This is a genomic window from Paenibacillus sp. B01, assembly GCF_009649995.1.
GTDB lineage: Bacteria > Bacillota > Bacilli > Paenibacillales > Paenibacillaceae > Paenibacillus_O > Paenibacillus_O pasadenensis.
In genome coordinates this window covers 384,702-401,484 of record NZ_CP045802.1, presented here as the reverse complement: position 1 = coordinate 401,484, position 16,783 = coordinate 384,702, and the positions used below count along the sequence as shown (strand labels likewise).

The 16,783-nt window shown below is 66.0% G+C and carries 14 protein-coding genes; 3 read left to right on the top strand and 11 right to left on the bottom strand.

Annotated features, from left to right (window positions below; translation table 11 throughout):
- Window positions 1-167: 167 nt before the first annotated feature.
- The 7 genes from GE073_RS01820 to GE073_RS01790 form a co-directional block, all read right to left on the bottom strand.
- Window positions 168-4,475, bottom strand: coding sequence for a glycosyl hydrolase (locus GE073_RS01820; RefSeq protein WP_153782622.1), 4,308 nt, complete (start codon window positions 4,473-4,475; stop codon window positions 168-170).
- A gap of 158 nt (window positions 4,476-4,633) precedes the next feature.
- Window positions 4,634-5,266 carry a hypothetical protein gene (locus GE073_RS01815; protein ID WP_228551230.1) on the bottom strand — a complete coding sequence of 211 codons (633 nt, stop codon included), beginning with the start codon at window positions 5,264-5,266 and terminating at the stop codon, window positions 4,634-4,636.
- 169 nt (window positions 5,267-5,435) lie between these two features.
- Window positions 5,436-5,867: a type II toxin-antitoxin system RelE family toxin gene (locus tag GE073_RS01810; protein ID WP_180968427.1), complete on the bottom strand. Its 432-nt coding sequence runs from the start codon at window positions 5,865-5,867 to the stop codon at window positions 5,436-5,438.
- 6 nt (window positions 5,868-5,873) lie between these two features.
- A complete protein-coding gene (locus tag GE073_RS01805) occupies window positions 5,874-6,173 on the bottom strand; it encodes a type II toxin-antitoxin system Phd/YefM family antitoxin (RefSeq protein ID WP_028599352.1) in 300 nt (99 codons plus the stop codon).
- A 185-nt stretch (window positions 6,174-6,358) separates the two neighbouring features.
- On the bottom strand, window positions 6,359-7,489 hold the full coding sequence (locus tag GE073_RS01800; RefSeq protein WP_101808390.1) for a TolB-like translocation protein: 1,131 nt from the start codon (window positions 7,487-7,489) through the stop codon (window positions 6,359-6,361).
- Between the two features lie 92 nt (window positions 7,490-7,581).
- Window positions 7,582-9,072, bottom strand: a complete 1,491-nt coding sequence (locus tag GE073_RS01795; protein ID WP_101808389.1) for a sensor histidine kinase — start codon at window positions 9,070-9,072, stop codon at window positions 7,582-7,584.
- A complete protein-coding gene (locus tag GE073_RS01790) occupies window positions 9,072-9,770 on the bottom strand; it encodes a response regulator transcription factor (RefSeq protein ID WP_028599351.1) in 699 nt (232 codons plus the stop codon). The genes GE073_RS01795 and GE073_RS01790 overlap by 1 nt, the downstream gene beginning before the upstream one ends.
- Before the next feature lie 140 nt (window positions 9,771-9,910).
- Here GE073_RS01790 and GE073_RS01785 point away from each other — a divergent pair, with 140 nt between their 5' ends.
- Entirely contained in the window at window positions 9,911-10,423 is a 513-nt protein-coding gene (locus GE073_RS01785; RefSeq protein WP_153782620.1) for a DUF6376 family protein, read from the top strand.
- A 258-nt stretch (window positions 10,424-10,681) separates the two neighbouring features.
- Here the strand turns inward: GE073_RS01785 and GE073_RS01780 are convergent, their stop codons facing one another.
- Window positions 10,682-11,248, bottom strand: a complete 567-nt coding sequence (locus GE073_RS01780; protein WP_228551229.1) for a DUF420 domain-containing protein — start codon at window positions 11,246-11,248, stop codon at window positions 10,682-10,684.
- Between the two features lie 133 nt (window positions 11,249-11,381).
- Window positions 11,382-12,227: a class I SAM-dependent methyltransferase gene (locus GE073_RS01775; RefSeq protein ID WP_028599348.1), complete on the bottom strand. Its 846-nt coding sequence runs from the start codon at window positions 12,225-12,227 to the stop codon at window positions 11,382-11,384.
- Window positions 12,228-12,442: 215 nt separating this feature from the next.
- Between GE073_RS01775 and GE073_RS01770 the strand changes: the two genes are divergently transcribed.
- Both GE073_RS01770 and GE073_RS01765 read left to right on the top strand, forming a co-directional pair.
- Window positions 12,443-14,515: a beta-N-acetylhexosaminidase gene (locus GE073_RS01770; RefSeq protein WP_052333340.1), complete on the top strand. Its 2,073-nt coding sequence runs from the start codon at window positions 12,443-12,445 to the stop codon at window positions 14,513-14,515.
- A gap of 28 nt (window positions 14,516-14,543) precedes the next feature.
- Window positions 14,544-14,702 carry a hypothetical protein gene (locus GE073_RS01765; protein WP_153782618.1) on the top strand — a complete coding sequence of 53 codons (159 nt, stop codon included), beginning with the start codon at window positions 14,544-14,546 and terminating at the stop codon, window positions 14,700-14,702.
- Between the two features lie 292 nt (window positions 14,703-14,994).
- On the opposite strand, the gene GE073_RS01760 is transcribed toward GE073_RS01765, so the two are convergent.
- Window positions 14,995-15,714, bottom strand: a complete 720-nt coding sequence (locus GE073_RS01760) for a transcriptional regulator (RefSeq protein ID WP_228551228.1) — start codon at window positions 15,712-15,714, stop codon at window positions 14,995-14,997.
- A 341-nt stretch (window positions 15,715-16,055) separates the two neighbouring features.
- Window positions 16,056-16,718: a peptide-methionine (S)-S-oxide reductase MsrA gene (locus GE073_RS01755; protein ID WP_153782617.1), complete on the bottom strand. Its 663-nt coding sequence runs from the start codon at window positions 16,716-16,718 to the stop codon at window positions 16,056-16,058.
- Window positions 16,719-16,783: the final 65 nt, after the last annotated feature.

Sequence of the window (16,783 nt, the reverse complement as noted above, 5' to 3'; positions counted from 1 at the left end):
CGTCCACAATCTCGCCTGCTTCAACCTTCTTGCTCTCGCTCATGCCGCATCCTCCCGCAGCGCGCTTGTCCGCTCCGCCTTTGCCGGGCAGCGGGACGCGCGCCGATTTCTTTCCTCCATCCTACACGAAATCGGCGCGGCTTGCTCGCATCGGAACCAAGCGCCGCCTACTCCAGCGTCACGTCGTCGATGTACACCGTGCCGCCGCCGGCCGCGTCGTACACCTGCAGGCCGATCGCCTGCAGGAACGACTTGTCGATCGGCTTGCCGTAGCTGTCCGGGCCGTCCAGGTCGATCTCGTACCACTGGTACTCGCTCGTCAGCGGCTTGCCGCCCGCCGCCGCCCACGACCAGCCGCCGCCATGCTTGAGGAACAGCTGCGCCGAAGCGCTGCCGCCCTCGATGCGGGCCCGCAGCCGCAGCTTGGAGCCGCTGCTCAGATCGAGCGCGCCGACGCGGGCGATCTCGCCGTTTTTGCCGGCGGCCGGACTGGCGCCGATCGTCACGGCCAGCGCCTGGCCGCCGCCATCGGCAGCGAGCGCCGCCGCGCCGAGGCCGATGTCGTTGCCGCCGATGGCCCAGCCGCCGAGCGACTGCTCGAAGTCCTGCAGCACGCCTTTCGGCAGGCCGGCTCCGCCTTCGCCGCTCGGCACCGTGCCGGCAGCCGGATCGTTCAGCGCCCGGATGTCGTCGAAGTACATCGAGCTCGTCAGCCGGTTGCCGTCCGGCACCGCGTTCGTATAGATCGAGAAGGCGTTCACGCTCTTCAGGTTCAGCCTCGTCAGCGTGCCGGTCGCGCCGTTGGCCGGCTGAAAGTCGCGGAACGGAGCGACGATCAGCTGCGGCTCGGTGCCGGTCGTGTCCGGGTAGTACTCGTACGTCTTGCCGGAGGCGTTGATCTGCATGACGAGCTTCTGCCCCTTGCCGTCCGGCTCGTACCAGAACTGGAGCGCGTTGTAGTCGGACCAGTCGGCGCCGCCCATCGACTTGGTGATGCCCGCGTACCCGCTCGAGCCGAGCGTGTACGTGTACTTCAGGCCGTAGCCGCCGCCATGCTTGCGCGAGCTGTCCAGCGCCGCCGAGGCGCTGTCGCCGCCGGCATGGACGAACTTCGTCTGGAGCGCGGCATCCTGTCCCATGTAGCCCTCGAAGTCATCGACCGACGCCGGATCGAGCGAAGCGTCGACGAACGTGCTGTACAGCCCGATGCGGTCGATGTACACGCTGCCCGCGCCGGACAGGCCGCTGCCTGCCAGCGAGACGAACAGCTCCTGCGAGGCTTGCAGCTTGGCGAGATCGGTCAGGTCGAACTCCGGCGCGTAATGCGCGTAGACCTGCTGCCCGACCGTCACCGTCGGCAGCTCGCTCAAGCGGACCTGCGTCGTGCCCATGCCGTATTTCGCCTCGAAGTCGGGCGGCAGCATGCCGAACGCCTGGATCTTCGCCTCGTCGCCGCTCGCCGCCGCAAAATCCAGCGGGATGTACGCGTCCAGCTTGACGCGCCGCACCTGGCTCATGTCGGCCAAGCCGAGCTTGGCCGCGGCTCCGTTCAGCTGCAGCTTGATCTCCTGCCACGTCTCAGCCGGATCGAGCCCGCCGACGTCGAGCTTGAGCGCGCCTCCGCCGTTCCACTGCACCTGCTGCGCCTCGCCGACGTCGGCCTTCCAGCCGCCGCCGCTCGACGCTCCTTCCAGCCCTTCGTCGAACATGTACTCCCCGAGCGGCGCCTCCGGAATCTTGACGGCCACCGTCTTGGTCTCCTCCTGCAGCAATTCGCCGTCCGCGGCATACGCCCGCACCGTCACGGCCGCCGCCGTGCCGTTCAGCCGGCCGTCCAGCTGCCAGTCCGCCTCATAGAAGCCGGTCGCCGGATTGAGTACCAGCGGCTGCTCCTGCGTCATGCCGTCCGCCGTCATGACGACGCGGGCTCCCTCGGCGTTTTGCACGCGCACCCGCACCTTGAAGCTCGGCGTGCGGACGGACGCTTGGTTGGTCGGCGAAGCGACATGCACGAACGGCTTTTCCTCCGCCGCCTCGGTCTGACGCTCGTACGCCTGCCGCACCTCCCGCGCGAACAGCGTGTACGGCTCCTCGTAGAAGCGGATGAAGTCCGGCAGCATCTCGTTCGGCTCGCCCTCGGCGCGCGGATACGGGACGTAGGTCGACGTGTCGCCGAAGTTGGCCCAGGTGAGCATGTAGGCCATCCGCTTCGCATCGGGATCGGACTGCAGGGCGGCGGTCAGGCGGGTATAGAAGTCCGGCGTCGCGTTGCCCGAAGTCTTCATCTTCTGGTAGCCGAACTCGGTCAGCGCCGCGATCTTGCCCTTCGCGTCCGCGACGCGGGAGACGGTCGCCGCCTCGACGGCCACGCCGTCGAACCACGACTGGCCCTCGCCGTTGTAGTAGCTGTCGAAGCCGAGCAGATCGACGTAGTCGTCGCCCGGATACGTCTCCAGGTAGCGCGCCTCGTCCGTGCCGAAGCCGCCGCCCGGCGAGTAGGCGTACAGGAAGTTGCGCACGCCCTTGAGGTCGCGCAGGTACTCGACCGTGTAGCGGTAGATCTCCTTGTACTCCTCCTTGGTCGTGAACGCCGCGCCCCACCAGAACCAGCTGCCGCTCTGCTCGTGGAACGGACGGAAGACGACCGGAATCGGCTTGCCGCCGTCATCCTTCAGATGCAGCGCGAAGTCCGCGATGAGGTCGAGGAACTCGTTGTAGGCGCCATGGTTGCTGCCGCCCGGCAGGATCGTCGAGACGACGTTGCCGCGCAGGTCGTAGAAGTCGCCGCCGGTGACGAAGTTCGGCATATGCGAGCTCAGCGTCAGCACGCCTCCGCTTTCGTAGGCTTTTTTCATGACGGCAACGAGATTGTCGCGGCTCTGGATCGGATCGCCTTGGACGCCCGGCTTCTCATGGCCTTCCAGGCTGAGCGTGTCCCAGCCGAACACGGCCGGGTAGTCGCCGACGGCGTTTTTGGCGTCCGACTGCGTGCCGTCGCGCTCCGTGATGCTGAGGCCCTCGGTCGTCGCATGCTGCTGGCCGAACAGGATGCCCGTGCCGCGGATTTCGTTCAGATAGCTGAAAAGCGAGCGGGTCTCCGCCGTCGCCTGGCGGTCGACGAAGTCGATCGTCTGCGGCGATGCCGTCGGCGTCGCGGTCGGCGATGCCGTCGGGGTTGGCGTCGCGGTCTGCGCCGGCGTCGGCGTTGGCGTCGCGGTCGGCACGAAGGTCGGCGCGGCGGTCGGCCCCGGCGTCGCGCTCGGCGCCGCCGACGGCGCAGGCGAAGCGGCGCCGAGCGGCGCTAGCGCTCCGTCGGCCCAGCGGTACTCGCCGGCGGAGACGGCTTGGCCGTTCACCAGCGCTCCGCCCTGCGGCACGACGAGCCTGCCGATGCGGGCTTGGCCGCCGACAGTCAGCTCGGCTTGGCCGCTCAGCTCCAGCATCTCCACGCGCGCGTCGCCGGCCAGCTCGATGAGCGCCGAGCCCTGCACGGACAGCCGCTGGACCGTGCCGCCCGTCAGCACGAGCCGCACCTTGCCCTGCTTGCGCTCGACGACCGTCTCGCCCAGCGCCGAGTCCGTCACGCGGATGGAATGCTCGCCGCCGCCCGCGATCCGGGTCGTGCCCGCCACCTGCACGCGCTCGAGGCTGGCGTCGCCGTCCCCGATGCCCGGCGCGAGGTACAGGTTGCCGTCGATGGCCATATCCTTCAGCTTCACGCCGTCCGCGTTCACGATGGCATGGCCGTCCGCATCGGCGGCGCGCTCCGTGCCCGGCTTGCCCTCATAGGCCGCGACCAGACGGTCGAGCAGCTGAGCCGCCTCGGCCCGCGTCAGCGGCCCGGCAGGACGGAACGTGCCGTCCGGATAGCCGCCGAGCGCCGGCCGCAGCGCCTCGACCGCGTCCCGGGCATAGGCGCGGATGCTCGCGCTGTCCGAGAAGCCTGCCGTCTCGGCTCCATCCGCCGCCTGCAGCCCGAAGGCGCGCGCCAGCAGCACCGCCGCGTCCTGGCGGCTGACGGCAGTTTCCGGCAGCGCCTTGTTCGCGCCGTCGCCCTGGTAATACCCGGCCTCACGCGCAGCGGCAAGCGCCTCGGCGTACCAGGCGGACGCCGGCACGTCGCTGAAGGCAGCGGCGGAGCCGTCTGCCGTCAATCCGAACAAACGGTTGACGACCGCCGCGAGCTCGGCCCGGGTGATCGTCCTGGACGGCCGGAATTGTCCGTCCGGGTAGCCGCTCAGGATGCCCGCGTCCGCCCAGCGGGCGATCGCTTCCCGAGCCCAGTGTCCCTGCGTGTCCGCGGACGGGGCCGTTGCGGCTTGTCCGGCCGCCGTTGCCGCTGCGGACGGCGAGCCTCCCGCCGCTTCGGCAGCGGCGGCTCTTTCTCCCTGTCCGCCTGCGGCGGCAGCGGCGACAGGCGCGACGGCCAGGGCAGCGGCAAGCGCTCCGGCAAGCCAAGTCGTCTTCTTTTTCATCTCATCCCTCCTGATTCTGACACCGCCCGAGAACAGACTGGAAGCGGTTACATATAAGAAAAGAATAAAGCACCGCTGCAGGAAGAAACAGGGCGCTCTTTGCGATTTATGGGATTGTATTGTCGCGTTTGTTAGCTTTCCGTTAGATCGCCGCCCGCTCAGACCGCAGCCCTTTTCGGCAGCCGCAAAGGAAGGCTCTCCCCCTCGGCCGATCCGGCGCGACGGCCGTCCCGGTCGAGCAGCGGGTAGTCGGAGAGCAAGCCCTCGTACACGACCTGCAGCTCGGGATGCTCCAGGAAATGATGCGGAGCGGTCAGCGCCGGCGGCTGGTCGAACAAGGCGATTCCGCTCCGCTCGAGCGCATCGGCGACGAACTGCGAGCAGAAGTAACGATCCTGCGGCTCGAAGCGCAGGTTCAGCACGAAGCCGAGCAGTCCGAGCAGGTTGTAGCCGTACCGGTCCACGGTCTGTTCGAAATAGCGGATGACGCCGCAAGCTCGCCGGAACTGCTCCTCCGTCGCTTCGAGCCGGAGCAGCACGCAAGCCATCCCCGGGTACTCCCGGCACATGCCTGCCGCTTCCTCCCGGACGAATCCGGCCGCCAGAGGATGGGATTGATCCTTCCGTCCGAAGCTGTACATATGCCGCAGACTCGGATCCAGCGCCAAGGAGGCGTGATTGCAGGGCGCTCCCGTATAGGCTTTGATCAGCCGCGTGAACAGCGTGCCGGTATCCGTGAGAAGGATGTACAGCCTTCTCCCTTGCTGCTCCTCGGGAATGCCCATGCCCATGCCTCTTCGCCTCCTTGGCTCGATGGAAACAGATTACCATCGCGGACGGCGGCCCCGGAAGCGGCTGCAGCCGCAAGCCGGTCTGGACCCGGGACCAGTCTGCCATGCGGCCAGGGACTTGGGCATTCGAAGGCGTCCCGCTCTGCAGGCAGAAGAAAGGAGGAACGAATCAAGTCGCTCCTCCTTTTTTCCCTCTTCGAGTAGAAGCTCGAAGCGGCCATGTATGTTGTTCTTCGTGAAATCGTATAAGATCCTTCTTGCTGATTTTCCGATACTGTTTATAACGCGAATGAGCGATTTTGAACGCCATATCGCGAGTGCGCCTTTCAATAGTCAGGATATACACGATTCGGAGCACATGCACGATCTCGTCCGTCACTCGATAGATGATTCGTATTCCAGCGTCGCGAAGCTTGATCTCTCTGCAGCCCGCAAGTTTCGTATGGATAGAATTGCTCAGAACTTTGCCTACTTCATCGGCCCGATAAACAAGCTCGTCGATCGCAGCGTTGACAATAGCTAGAACAGAACCGTCCAGTCGGCCATATTCCTTTTCCGCATCCACATCCAGCCGAACATCGAAGCGATCTTCCAACGTCACGGAACGCTACCTCTCCCGCCTGACGTTTTTCCAGGACTTCGCGGACTCTGGATCCCGCTCTATGCGCTCCAGACGATGAAGGAGAGTACGCTCTTCCTCCTCCGCCTCCAACCGGCTCAAGCGATCATAAATATCCTCGAACAAAGAATAGCTGAGCAAGACCGTATCGACCGTTCCATTTTCCGTAATATACTGTGGAACTTGCTTCGCTTTCTTCCGCAGCTCACCGAATTTTTTGGAAGCTTCCGAAGAGGAGGTTAACTGATCCACCGTAAACGTCGGTTTCGCCAAAACCTTCACCACCATTCTCATCTTCTCCTTTGTCATAGTATTCCGTCAGATGCATCCAGTATACTATAAGTTCACCCAATAAGTTACGTAAAATCATACGGAGGCAAGCTTCATCTATCGGTGAAGCATGGCCTAGTCCCGCTCACCCCGCACCAAAAACGCCGGAATCCCGCTTGCGGAATTCCGGCGCCTGCCGCCTTTTATTGATCCTTGAAGCGAACGATCGTCGTCTTGAACTCGATGCCCTGGCCGCCGTAGGAGGACGTCGTCATCATCAGCTGCTTGCCGGAAGGGCTCCAGCGGACGGCATCGCCCGCGAGGTCCCGCGTGCTGACGAGACTCGTCTGCTTGCCGGTCTCGGCCTCGGACATGAACAGCCCCTGATCCTCGACGCCCTCCGCGCTGAGCGAGTAGGCGAGCGTCTGGCCGTCCGGGGACCAGCTCGTGCCGAAGATCTGCGTGCCGGAGGCGAGCTCCTTCTGCTCGGCGCCGCCGGCATCGGACAGGACGAGCTTGACGCCGGCCTGTCCGGACCGCTTCACGAGGGCGAGGCGGCTGCCGTCCGGAGACGGAACGACCCAATCGATGCCCTCGGCCACGGCTTTTTTCTCCTTGGTCTCTTTGTCATAGGCAAACAGCGTCTGGTTCTCGCCCGCGATGTAATACCAGGTAGCACCCGATACGGCCAAGCCGCGGATGAACTTGTCCTTCTCCTTCACTACGACCGTCGCCTTGCCCTGGAGATCGACCTGCATGAGCTCTCCTTCGAGCGTCGGGAAAATCACGGTGCTGTCATCGGCCCATGCGCCTTCGGTGGCGGGGATGTGGATGTTGTCGAGCTCCGTCACCGTTCCCGTCTCGAGGTTCAGGATCCGGCCGAAGCCGGTTGCCTCCTCGGTCTTCTTGAAGAACAGATGCTTCTTGTCCGGCGACAGCGCGGCGAAGCCGGTATCCGACGGAGAAGCCTGCAGCGTCTCGAGCTCGCTTCCTTCCGCCACCGCGCGAATATACAGGTTGAAAGGCTGGCGCTGCTCGCCCTCCGTCGCGGTCGGCGGCTGCTCGGCGTTCGGAGCCATCGCGACGATGCGCTCCTCGTCCAGCCATTCCTGGCCCCGCACGCCCTCGAGCGTGCTGACCTTGTCGATCTCCAGTCCGGTATCGTACACCGACTCCTGCTTGTTCTCGACGACGGTCACCTTGGAGCCCGGCTTCTCGACCGTCTCGCGGTCGGGAGCGTTGCCGGAGGCGCAAGCGACGGCGGACAGCAGAGCGGCGGTCGTCAGGACGGCGAGCGCCGAGCGGCGCATCTTGTTCGGGTTGGCTTTCATCATGTTCGGTTCCCCCTTGCGGTTGTTGCTTTCAGCTTAACCGTAGGATGCGTCGGCGCGATGTCGAGGATGTTTCCGAGTTGTAAACAAATGCCTCACTCCCCGCTCCGCCCGTCTGCAAGCGGCAGCCGCAGCGTGAACCGCATGCCTCCGCCTGCGCGCCGGCCCGCCTCCACGGAGCCGCCCTCCTTGGCGGCCAACTCGCGCACGAGCGGCAGGCCGAGGCCGGTGCCGCCCGTCTCGCGGCTGCGGTCGCGGCTCACCGTATAGAACGGCTCGAACACCCGCTCCAGCAGCTCCTCGGGGATGCCGATGCCTCCGTCTTCGACGTCGAGCACCGCCCAGCCGTCCTCGGCGCGGCTGCCGAGCCGGACGAAGCCGCCCGGCCGGTTGTACTTGATCGCGTTGTCGATCAGATTGACGAGCATATGCATGAGGCTCTCGCGGTCGCACCATGCCTGCGCGTCCCGCAGCTCAAGCTCCAGCCGCAGGCCGAACTTCTCCGCCTTGCCGCGCATGCGGCCGGCCACATCCTCCAGCAGCTCGCGGGCGTCGAGCCGCTCGGCCCGGGACTCGAACTCGTAGCGCTCGAGCGAGGACAGCTGGAGCGCCTTTTCGACCATGTCGTACAGACGGTCGGTCTCCTTGCCGATGCTGCGATGCGCCTCGCCCAGCAGCTCCGGGTCGTCCTTGTACATGCCGACGAGCTCGACATACGCCTTGATTGAGGTGAGCGGCGTCTTGAACTCATGGCTGATGCTGCCGATGAACTGCTTCTGCTGGCGCTCCAGCGCCTGCAGCTTGTCGACGGCGAGCTGCAGGTTGCGCCGCTCGCGCTCCATCGCGCCGATGCCGCTCTCGAGCTCCCGGCTCATGAAGGCGATGCCTTCGCCGAGCTCGCCCAGCTCGTCCCGCCGCCGCACCGGCGACGCCGCGATGAAGTCCTGGCGGCGGATGCGGTCCGCCGCGCCCTTCAAGCGGACGACCGCGGACGCGATGCGGCTGAAGTACAGGTAGCCGAGCGCGAACGCCGCCGCCAGCACGCCGCCGCCGATGACGAGGAACAGCCGCCGGATCTCCTGGCGGAACTGCTCCGATCCGCGCAGCGAATACTGCAGCTGCACCGCGCCGAGCTGTCCGTCCGGCCCTTCGAGCGGAGCGAGGTAGATCAGCGTCCCGTCCGATTCGGTGAAGGCGACTTTATTGTCCAGCGCGTAGCCGAGCAGCTCGCTCGCGGGCGAGCCCGCGGGCGGAGCGGCTCCCGTCCCGTCCTGCAGCGAGCTGCCTGCGACCGTGCCCCCCATGTCGTAAAGCGTCAGCGGCAAGCCGCCGTAAGCGTACAGCTCCTGCGCGAGCTGACGGCCGCTGCGCCGCAGGAATTCCTGCGGGTCGCCTCCGGAGCCGGAGTAATACGCCTGGCGGATGCGCAGGTTCGCCATCCGGGTCTGCTGCGCCAGCTCCTGCTCCATGCGCGCCTGCTGGTTGTCCTGGATGCCGCGCTCGACGAGCAGGCTCAGCAGGCCGGCCGCGAGCAGCAGCAGCGCCGCGAGGAACAGCGTCAGCCGCAGCCTCAGGCCGAGCCGCATTAGTCCGAGCCTCCGGCCGCGGAGGGCGACGCCTTGTAGCCGATGCCGTAGACGGTCTGCAGCGCCGCCTGCCAGGGCTCGCCAAGCTTTTTGCGCAGCCGCTGGATATGGATGTCCACCGTGCGCGTGCCGCCGGCGTAATCCATGCCCCAGACGAGATCGAGCAGCTCCTCGCGCGTGTACACGCGCTCCGGATGATGCAGCAGCGCGGCGAGCAGGTCGAACTCCTTGGGCGTCAGATCGAGCTGGCGGCCGTCCGCATAGGCGGCGCGCCGCTCGGGCAGCACCCGCAGGCCGCCCTCCGCAGCGGCCTCCTGCGCCGCCTCGGGGATGCGCTCGAGCCGGCGCGCCAGCGCCTTGACGCGCGCGAGCAGCTCGCGGATCTCAAACGGCTTGGTCATGTAGTCGTCCGCGCCGAGCTCCAGGCCGACGACCTTGTCGACGATATCGTTCTTGACGGTCAGCAGGATGATGCCGATGTCCTCGCGTCCGTCGAGGCGGCGGCACACCTCGTAGCCGTTCAGCTTGGGCATCATCACGTCGAGCACGACGACGCGCGGACGGAAGCTCTCGACCTTGGCGAGCGCCTCTTCCCCGTCCTGCGCCGTCTGCACCTCGTAGCCCTCCCGCCCGAGGGCGTAAGCTACGGCGGAGGCGATGCTTTTCTCGTCGTCGACGACGAGCACGCGCGTCTGCATCGGGCATTCACGCTCCCTTCTGCTACAAGTATACCCGACTCGACCCGGTTGAAAAGGGACGCCCGGCGCCGAAAGGTGAAACCATCCGGCCCTGCGGGGAGTAAAGGAGAGGAACGACACCGCGAAAGGATGATGAACCGATGAAGCAAAACCACCGGCTCCGCCTTCCCGCGCGAGCCGTATCCCTCGGCCGCCGGCGGCTGCTGGCGCTGCTGCTCGCGCCCGCCCTGCTGGCCGGCTGCTCGCTGCCGGGCAGCGTCGACGAAGCGCTCGGCGGCGTGAACGATTCCCTGACGTATGTGAATGAAGCGACATCCTATATCAACGAAGCGAGCCAGTTTTCCAACGAGCTGCCCGGCCTGGCCCAGCAGGCGCTGACCGATCCGGACGCGCTGGCGAGCCTGGAGTCGGAGCTCGGCGCCATGAAGGCGGACATCGCCGCCTTCAACGGCTTGACCGCGCCGGAGTTCGCCTCGGCGATCGACGCCAAGCTCGAGCAGTACAACGGCGTGCTGAGCGGACAGATCGACGGCCTGCTGCAGGCGGTGAACAGCGGCCAGCTGACCGCCCAGGCGATCGAGCAGTCGCAGATCGGCCAGACGCTGTCGCAAATTACCGCCATCCTGGACCAGGTCCAGCGGCTGGGCGGCTGAATTCTGCTTAGATAAAAAAACACCCTCCGGCAATTGAAAAATGCCAGAGGGTGTTTTTTTTGAATTCTCAGGAGGGCGCGCTGCGCTTCCAGACCCGCCGCGCCGCCAAGCCTCAGGAATCGTTCGCATCGGATGAGGAGGGAGTCGGGCTCGTGGAACGTTCGGAAACCGGCATCTGCAGGAGCAGTGAACCGATGCTTATGCCGGACCCATCCCCCGTTCCATTACGAATCGACCAGCTTCCGCATCAGCGTGGTTTCAGCCGCTCACATAATAAGGCGCCATGAACAGATACACGATGACGCCGGTGAAGCTGACGTACAGCCAGATCGGCATCGCCCAGCGCACGATGCGCTTATGCTTCTTCACCTGCATCGTCCAGCCCCAGACGAGCGAGAACAGCGCGAGCGGCACGATGACCGCGGCCAAGAAGCTGTGCGTGATGAGGATCGTGAAGTAGATCGGCCGCACGATGCCTTCGCCGCCGAACTTCGCCGTCTCGGGCGACAGGTAGTGGAACGTCAGGTACGTGACCAGGAACAGCAGCGTCGACGAGAACGCCGCTAGGATGAAGCCCTTGTGGAGCTTGATGTTCTTGCGCAGGATCGACACCAGCGCGGCCACGAGGAAGATGAACGTGAAGCTGTTCAGGATGGCGTTGATCCGCGGCAGGACGGTGATGTCCCAGCCGACGCTGCCTTTGTAGCCGATCGGCCCGAAGAACAGCGCCAGAATGATGACGTTCGCCACCAAGGAAATGCCGATGATCCAGGCCGTGAAATTGCGGCCGGATGTCGGCTGGATGGAATTCGGAGACTCGTTCAAGGCGGATGGTCCTCCTTCTCGCATTGCCTGTTGATACTACCATTATAGGCAACGGCATGTCCTTCATGTGTGACAACACGTTGAATCTTGCCTATCTCGGCCGCCGCGGCGTCCCGCCGCAGCCGTCCGAAGCTCAGCCGGCCGTCATCGCCCAGCTGTCCATCGATTCGAAGCTTGAGCCGGCGGAGGCGTATGCGGCGAGCAGGCCGAGCTGCGACTCGAGCAGCTGACGGCTCTTGCGGGGGAGGCCGTGCAGCCGCGGCAGTTCCTCGGCCAGCTCTCCCAGCGCCAGATCGACCTCCCACCCTCCGTCCTGAAGGCCGCTTGCCGGAAGCGTCGCCTCCTCGTCCACGCTCCAACCGGCGCTGTGCGCGATTCGCCGGATGTCCGCCGGCGCGAGCAACGTGCGGACGTTGGCCTCGCTGTCCGTTTTGAAGCACTCGGCCTGCGCCTGCACGAGCACGGCGAGCAGATGCGGCAGCTGCCCGATCCGGCCGATGCGCGGGTCCCACTCGGCGAAGCAGAGCCGGCGGCCCCAGCGCCGCGCGCGGGCGAGCAGCCGCTCCAGCTGCTCGGGCGACTGCAGGTACCAGGAGCTGTGCGAGAAGACGATCTCGTCATAGGCATTTTCTCCGAAATCCACGTCGTCCTGCAGCACGTCGAGGCCGAACTCCATCCGCACCGGACCGCCGATCCGGGACTGCTGCAGCCTTGCCGCCGCTTCGCCGACGGTCATCGGCGCTCCGTAGCCGGGCGGCGCGATGTCGACCCCGCGCACGAGGCCGGACGGACCGACCCGGCAAGCGAGCACTGCGGTCGTGTCTCCTTGCCCGCATCCGATCTCCAGCACGCGAGCGCCTTGCCGGATGCCCCAGAACTCCGCCAGCCTCATGCGATGCGCGGTCTGGACCCGCTGCACCTCGGCCATCCTGCCCTCCAGCCCAAGGCTGTCCAGGATCGTTTCCAGCATGTCGTCCATTCCTTGTCCTCCTCGTCTCCGTTGCTGCCGCTGCATTTCCCCCAGCTTATCCTTTCCCGGTCCCCGACGCAATTCCCCGCGATTTCACCCCCTATTTCGTTGATTTCTCACCGTTCAGCGCCGAGCCGCCATCCGGTACAATGAAGGACAGGATCGAGGAGTCCGCGCCGACGGGGACAGCCGCGCGGCAGCGGAAGGCATAGGGGGCAACGTCAATGAAGACGACATGGACATGGATCGGCGAGCTCGGCGAGGTGGAAGCCGGACTGCGCGAGCTGGCGGACGAGCTGAAGCTGAAGATCGAGCTCGGCGAGGAAGGCAAGGCGGGAGGAGCCGAGGCGATCGGACGCGGGGAAAACATGGCTGGAGGAGCCGAGGCGATCGGACGCAGCGAGGCCGCGGACGATCGAGCGGCACGGGAAGCCGGCGGCCACAGTCGCGGCGACGGAACGACGGAGGCCGAGCGGGCCGTGACGGTCCGCGTCGAGCGGGGCGGCGAAGGGCTGGCGGCCGGCTATGCGGACGGACGGGCGTGGATTCGTTATGAGCGCAAGCATCAGTTTTTCCGCGCGTTCTCGCTGCTGCTGGAAAAAGGCGTCGACGGCCCGGCCTGGGAGCTGGCCGAGCAGCAGCGGATCGGGACGGTCGGACCGATGTTCGACCTGTCGCGCAACGGCGTGCTTACGCTCGACGCCTGGCGCAGCCTGCTGCGCCGCATGGCGCTCATGGGGCTGAACAGCGTCATGCTGTATATGGAGGACACGTACGAGATTCCGGGCGAGCCGTACTTCGGCTACATGCGCGGGCGCTACAGCGCGGAGGAGCTGCGGGCGATCGACGATTACGCGGATCTGTTCGGCATCGAGGCGTTCCCGAGCATCCAGACGCTCGCCCATCTGGAGGAGTTCCTCAAGTGGGAGCCGGTCAAAGGCTACAAGGACACCAAGGGCGCGCTGCTCGCCCAGGACGATCGCGTCCTGGAGCTGGTCGAGCGGATGATCGAGCGGGCGACGGCGCCGTTCCGCAGCCGCAAGATCCACATCGGCATGGACGAGGCGGAGGAGGTCGGGCGCGGCAAGCATCTGGACCTGCACGGCTTCGACGGCCGCTTCCCGATCATCGCGGGGCATCTGCAGGCCGTGCTGGACATCGTGCGCCGCCGCGGCCTGTCGCCGATGATGTGGAGCGACATGTTCCTCAAGCTCGCTTCCGCGAACGGGGAGGAGCATTTCGACCGGAACACGGTCATTCCCGAGGAGATGGCCCGCCAGATCCCGTCCGACGTCGACATGGTGTACTGGGACTACAACCACTTCGAGCCCGAGCACTACGAGGCGCAGCTCGGCAAGCACCGTCCGCTCGGCTGCCGCGTCGTGTTCGCGGGCGGCGTCTGGGTGTTCAACACGTTCGGCGTCAACTACGGCCTCTCGCTGGCGGCGACGGAAGCGGCGCTGCTCGCCTGCAAAGCCGAGGGAGTCGACGAGGTGTATGCGACGATGTGGGGCGACGACGGCATGGAGAGCAACCCGTTCATCGCGCTGCTCGGCCTGCAATACTACGCGGAGCAGGCGTACTGCGACGGCAGGCCGGAGTGGAGCCGGGTCGAGGCCCGGACGCTGGCCTGCACGGGCACCGAGGCGGCGGCGTTCCTGCTGCTGAACGGCCTCGACGAAACGCCCGGCGCGGAGCCGGGCAACCGCAAGCAGACGAACCCGTCCAAGTTCCTGCTGTACCAGGACGTGCTGCTCGGCCTGTTCGACCGCCAGATCGCCGGCCTGGAGCTGGATGCGCATTATGCGGAGCTGGAAGCGGAGATCGCCGCGTCGCGGCGGCCGGGCGCGGCGCTCGATCCGCTGTTCGAGGTGCCGGAGCGGCTATGCGGGGTGCTGCGCTGGAAAAGCCAGGCCGGCCTCCGGCTCAAGGCCGCCTACGACGCGGACGACCGCGCGGAGCTGGAGCGGCTCGCGTCGGAGCTGCTGCCGCGCATCGCCGAGGCGGTGCGGGCGCTGCGCGAGGCGCATCGCCGCCAGTGGCTGTCGATGTTCAAGCCGTTCGGCTGGGAGGTGCTCGACATCCGCTACGGCGGCGTGCTGACGCGCCTCGACACGGCGGCGCTGCGCCTGCGCGACTACCTGGACGGCCGCGCGGCGCGGCTCGAAGAGCTGGAGCAGGAGCGGCTCCCGTACAGCACCGTGAACCTGGAGCAGGGCGGCAGCCTCGGCTGGTGCAGCTACTACTATCGCATGGCCAGCCCGAACGTATTCTACCACGTGCAGAATCCTTTCTGACGCGCATGGCGGAGGCACGCTCGCGGCGATGAGTCGGATGCCGCGCATGACGACGGATGCGCACACGAATGCCGCGCATGACGACGGACGCGCGTACGAATGCCGCGCATGGCGGCGGACGCGCGCACGAATGCCGCGCATGGCGGACGCGCACACGAATGCCGCGCATGACGGCGGACGCGCATGACGGCGGACGCGCGCACGAATGCCGCGCATGGCGACGGATGCGCATGGCGGAGGCGAGCTCGCGGCGCGTTGTCCCCACGATGGACGGCGATGCAAAAGCCCGTTCCTGCCTCGACGGCGGGGAATGGGCTTTTGCATCGCACATCTCCTCGCTAACGACGGCTGAGACGCTTAGAAGCCCGTTTTCCACGACTCCAGAAAGCTAACGACGCGTCAGACGCTTACAGCAGCCAACAGCCTCTTTTTTATCGGCATTTCCGTCCCTTTGGCACCGCTAAGCCCACCACGCGTCGTTAAAATTCCTGGCCGCCCGATTTTGGCCTTCTAACGATCTGATTCGTCGCCAGACCTTCGGCAAGGGAGCGTTCCGACAGTCCGTACAGCCGATAGCGCAGCTTTCCGCTGACGATGCTCAGATAGCCTCCGTCGACCATTCTCCCCAGCAGCTTCCGAGTATGGGATTCGGATGTCCTCAGATGGCTGGACAGCTCCATCGCAGAAAAAGGCACCAACTGCCGAAACGCGAACCTCAGAATCTCCGCTTCTTGCCAGTCCAGCTCCCGGGATACGCTCATCGCCACAAATCGGCCGACGAAGGCAAGCACCAACTGCTGGCAGCGCTTCGGCTCCTCCTGGATCGACGGAAAGGCGACCGGCAGGACCACCCAGCTGTCTATCGAGAGGTAGCTATGTCTCCAGCTCAAGTCCTTGAAACGGCGCACGTCCAGATCCCGGGCGTGAGGACCGTACCCCTGGATCTCGAACGCGCCTCTTCCGCCGGCCGGGGGCAAGTAAGCCAGATCGATGTAGCGGCAGCCTCCCCCCATGTCGCGGACCTCCCACTCCGGGTGCAGGTGCTGGAACCCTCCGATCGCCGGGAACCAGGCTCTGCGCAGAAACTCTACCGTGCCGTGCCCCAGCCCTTCTGCCAGCCGCTCCCTGCGGCGGACATTCTCCTCCCGTTCCACCTCCTCCTCCAGCCATGCCGTATACGCTTGCTTGAAGTCTGCCACGCTCGTCTCCTCCTCGCCAGGTGCCGTTAAAAAAAAGCGAACGCCGCCCCGCGCGCTCCCGAAGACGGGAACGAGCAGAGGCGGCGTGTGCTTCACGGCCTGGTCTGTGCTATAGATTCATCATATAGCTAGATTATAACGGGGTGGCGCGGCTTGGCAAGCGGCAGCCGCATCATGCGGCAGCGTCCCGCTTCGCTCGGCAGCGTCCCGCTTCGCTCGGCAGCGTCACCGCATCATGCGGCAGCGTCCCCGCTTCATTCGGCAGCGTCGGTTGGCGGCTTGGCGAGCCGCACGGCCAGCCCGATCACGCTCGCCATCCTTTTGAGCCCGCGGCCGACCCGCTACCAGCGGATGCCGCGCACGGCGGCAGCGAGCTCGCGCCGGCGCTCCGGAGCTTCGCCGATCCAACGCTCCAGCTCGTCCAGCAGCGCGGAGCGGTTGGCGAAGCCCTTGGCCAGCCCGTTCAGCCGGCAAGCCAGCCGGGAGCTTTCCGCCTCCGCGCGGGACGGGTACAGGCCGAGCAGCTTTTCCCAGGCATCGGGATACCGCTTGAGGTAGTACTTCTGATGCCGCTCCTCCGCAGGAAAGAACCGCCCCAGCTCCCTGATCTCTGTATCCGGCTCCGGCAGTCCCGCCAAGCGCCGCTCCTCCAGCCAGCCCTCGATCGCCGCGAGCTGCTCCGGCTCGCTCCAATGAACGATGGACTGGTACTGGCGGCCCTTGTAGCCGTTCGTATTGGCCGGATCGTGATGCTCCCGGAACAGCCGCAGCAGCTCCTCGTACGAAACGGCCGCCGCGTCATAACGGACGAGCACCGTCTCCGAATAGTCTCCCATCTCGCGGTACGTCGGCGCCTCCGAGGAGCCGCCGGCATAGCCGGTCTGCGTGGCGAGCACGCCTTCCTGCGCGCCGAACAGCGCCTCGGGACTCCAGAAGCATCCCATCGAGAACGCCGCCGTTCTTTCCTTTCGCCCTGCCGCTGTCTTCGCCTCGGTTCCATTCATGCGCCTATCCGCTCCTTTCGCACGCCGCGTCGCTTCTTCATTATGCCCCGCCTGGCGGCCGGTTC

Bases quoted from the DNA above. Each gene is read 5' to 3' on its own strand.
- GE073_RS01800 (WP_101808390.1), bottom strand. From the start codon at position 7,489: ATGATGAAAGCCAACCCGAACAAGATGCGCCGCTCGGCGCTCGCCGTC.
- GE073_RS01785 (WP_153782620.1), top strand. From the start codon at position 9,911: ATGAAGCAAAACCACCGGCTCCGCCTTCCCGCGCGAGCCGTATCCCTC.
- GE073_RS01770 (WP_052333340.1), top strand. From the start codon at position 12,443: ATGAAGACGACATGGACATGGATCGGCGAGCTCGGCGAGGTGGAAGCC.
- GE073_RS01805 (WP_028599352.1), bottom strand. From the start codon at position 6,173: ATGGTGGTGAAGGTTTTGGCGAAACCGACGTTTACGGTGGATCAGTTA.
- GE073_RS01765 (WP_153782618.1), top strand. From the start codon at position 14,544: ATGAGTCGGATGCCGCGCATGACGACGGATGCGCACACGAATGCCGCG.
- GE073_RS01795 (WP_101808389.1), bottom strand. From the start codon at position 9,072: ATGCGGCTCGGCCTGAGGCTGCGGCTGACGCTGTTCCTCGCGGCGCTG.
- GE073_RS01755 (WP_153782617.1), bottom strand. From the start codon at position 16,718: ATGAATGGAACCGAGGCGAAGACAGCGGCAGGGCGAAAGGAAAGAACG.
- GE073_RS01815 (WP_228551230.1), bottom strand. From the start codon at position 5,266: ATGGGCATGGGCATTCCCGAGGAGCAGCAAGGGAGAAGGCTGTACATC.
- GE073_RS01820 (WP_153782622.1), bottom strand. From the start codon at position 4,475: ATGAAAAAGAAGACGACTTGGCTTGCCGGAGCGCTTGCCGCTGCCCTG.
- GE073_RS01775 (WP_028599348.1), bottom strand. From the start codon at position 12,227: ATGGACGACATGCTGGAAACGATCCTGGACAGCCTTGGGCTGGAGGGC.
- GE073_RS01790 (WP_028599351.1), bottom strand. From the start codon at position 9,770: ATGCAGACGCGCGTGCTCGTCGTCGACGACGAGAAAAGCATCGCCTCC.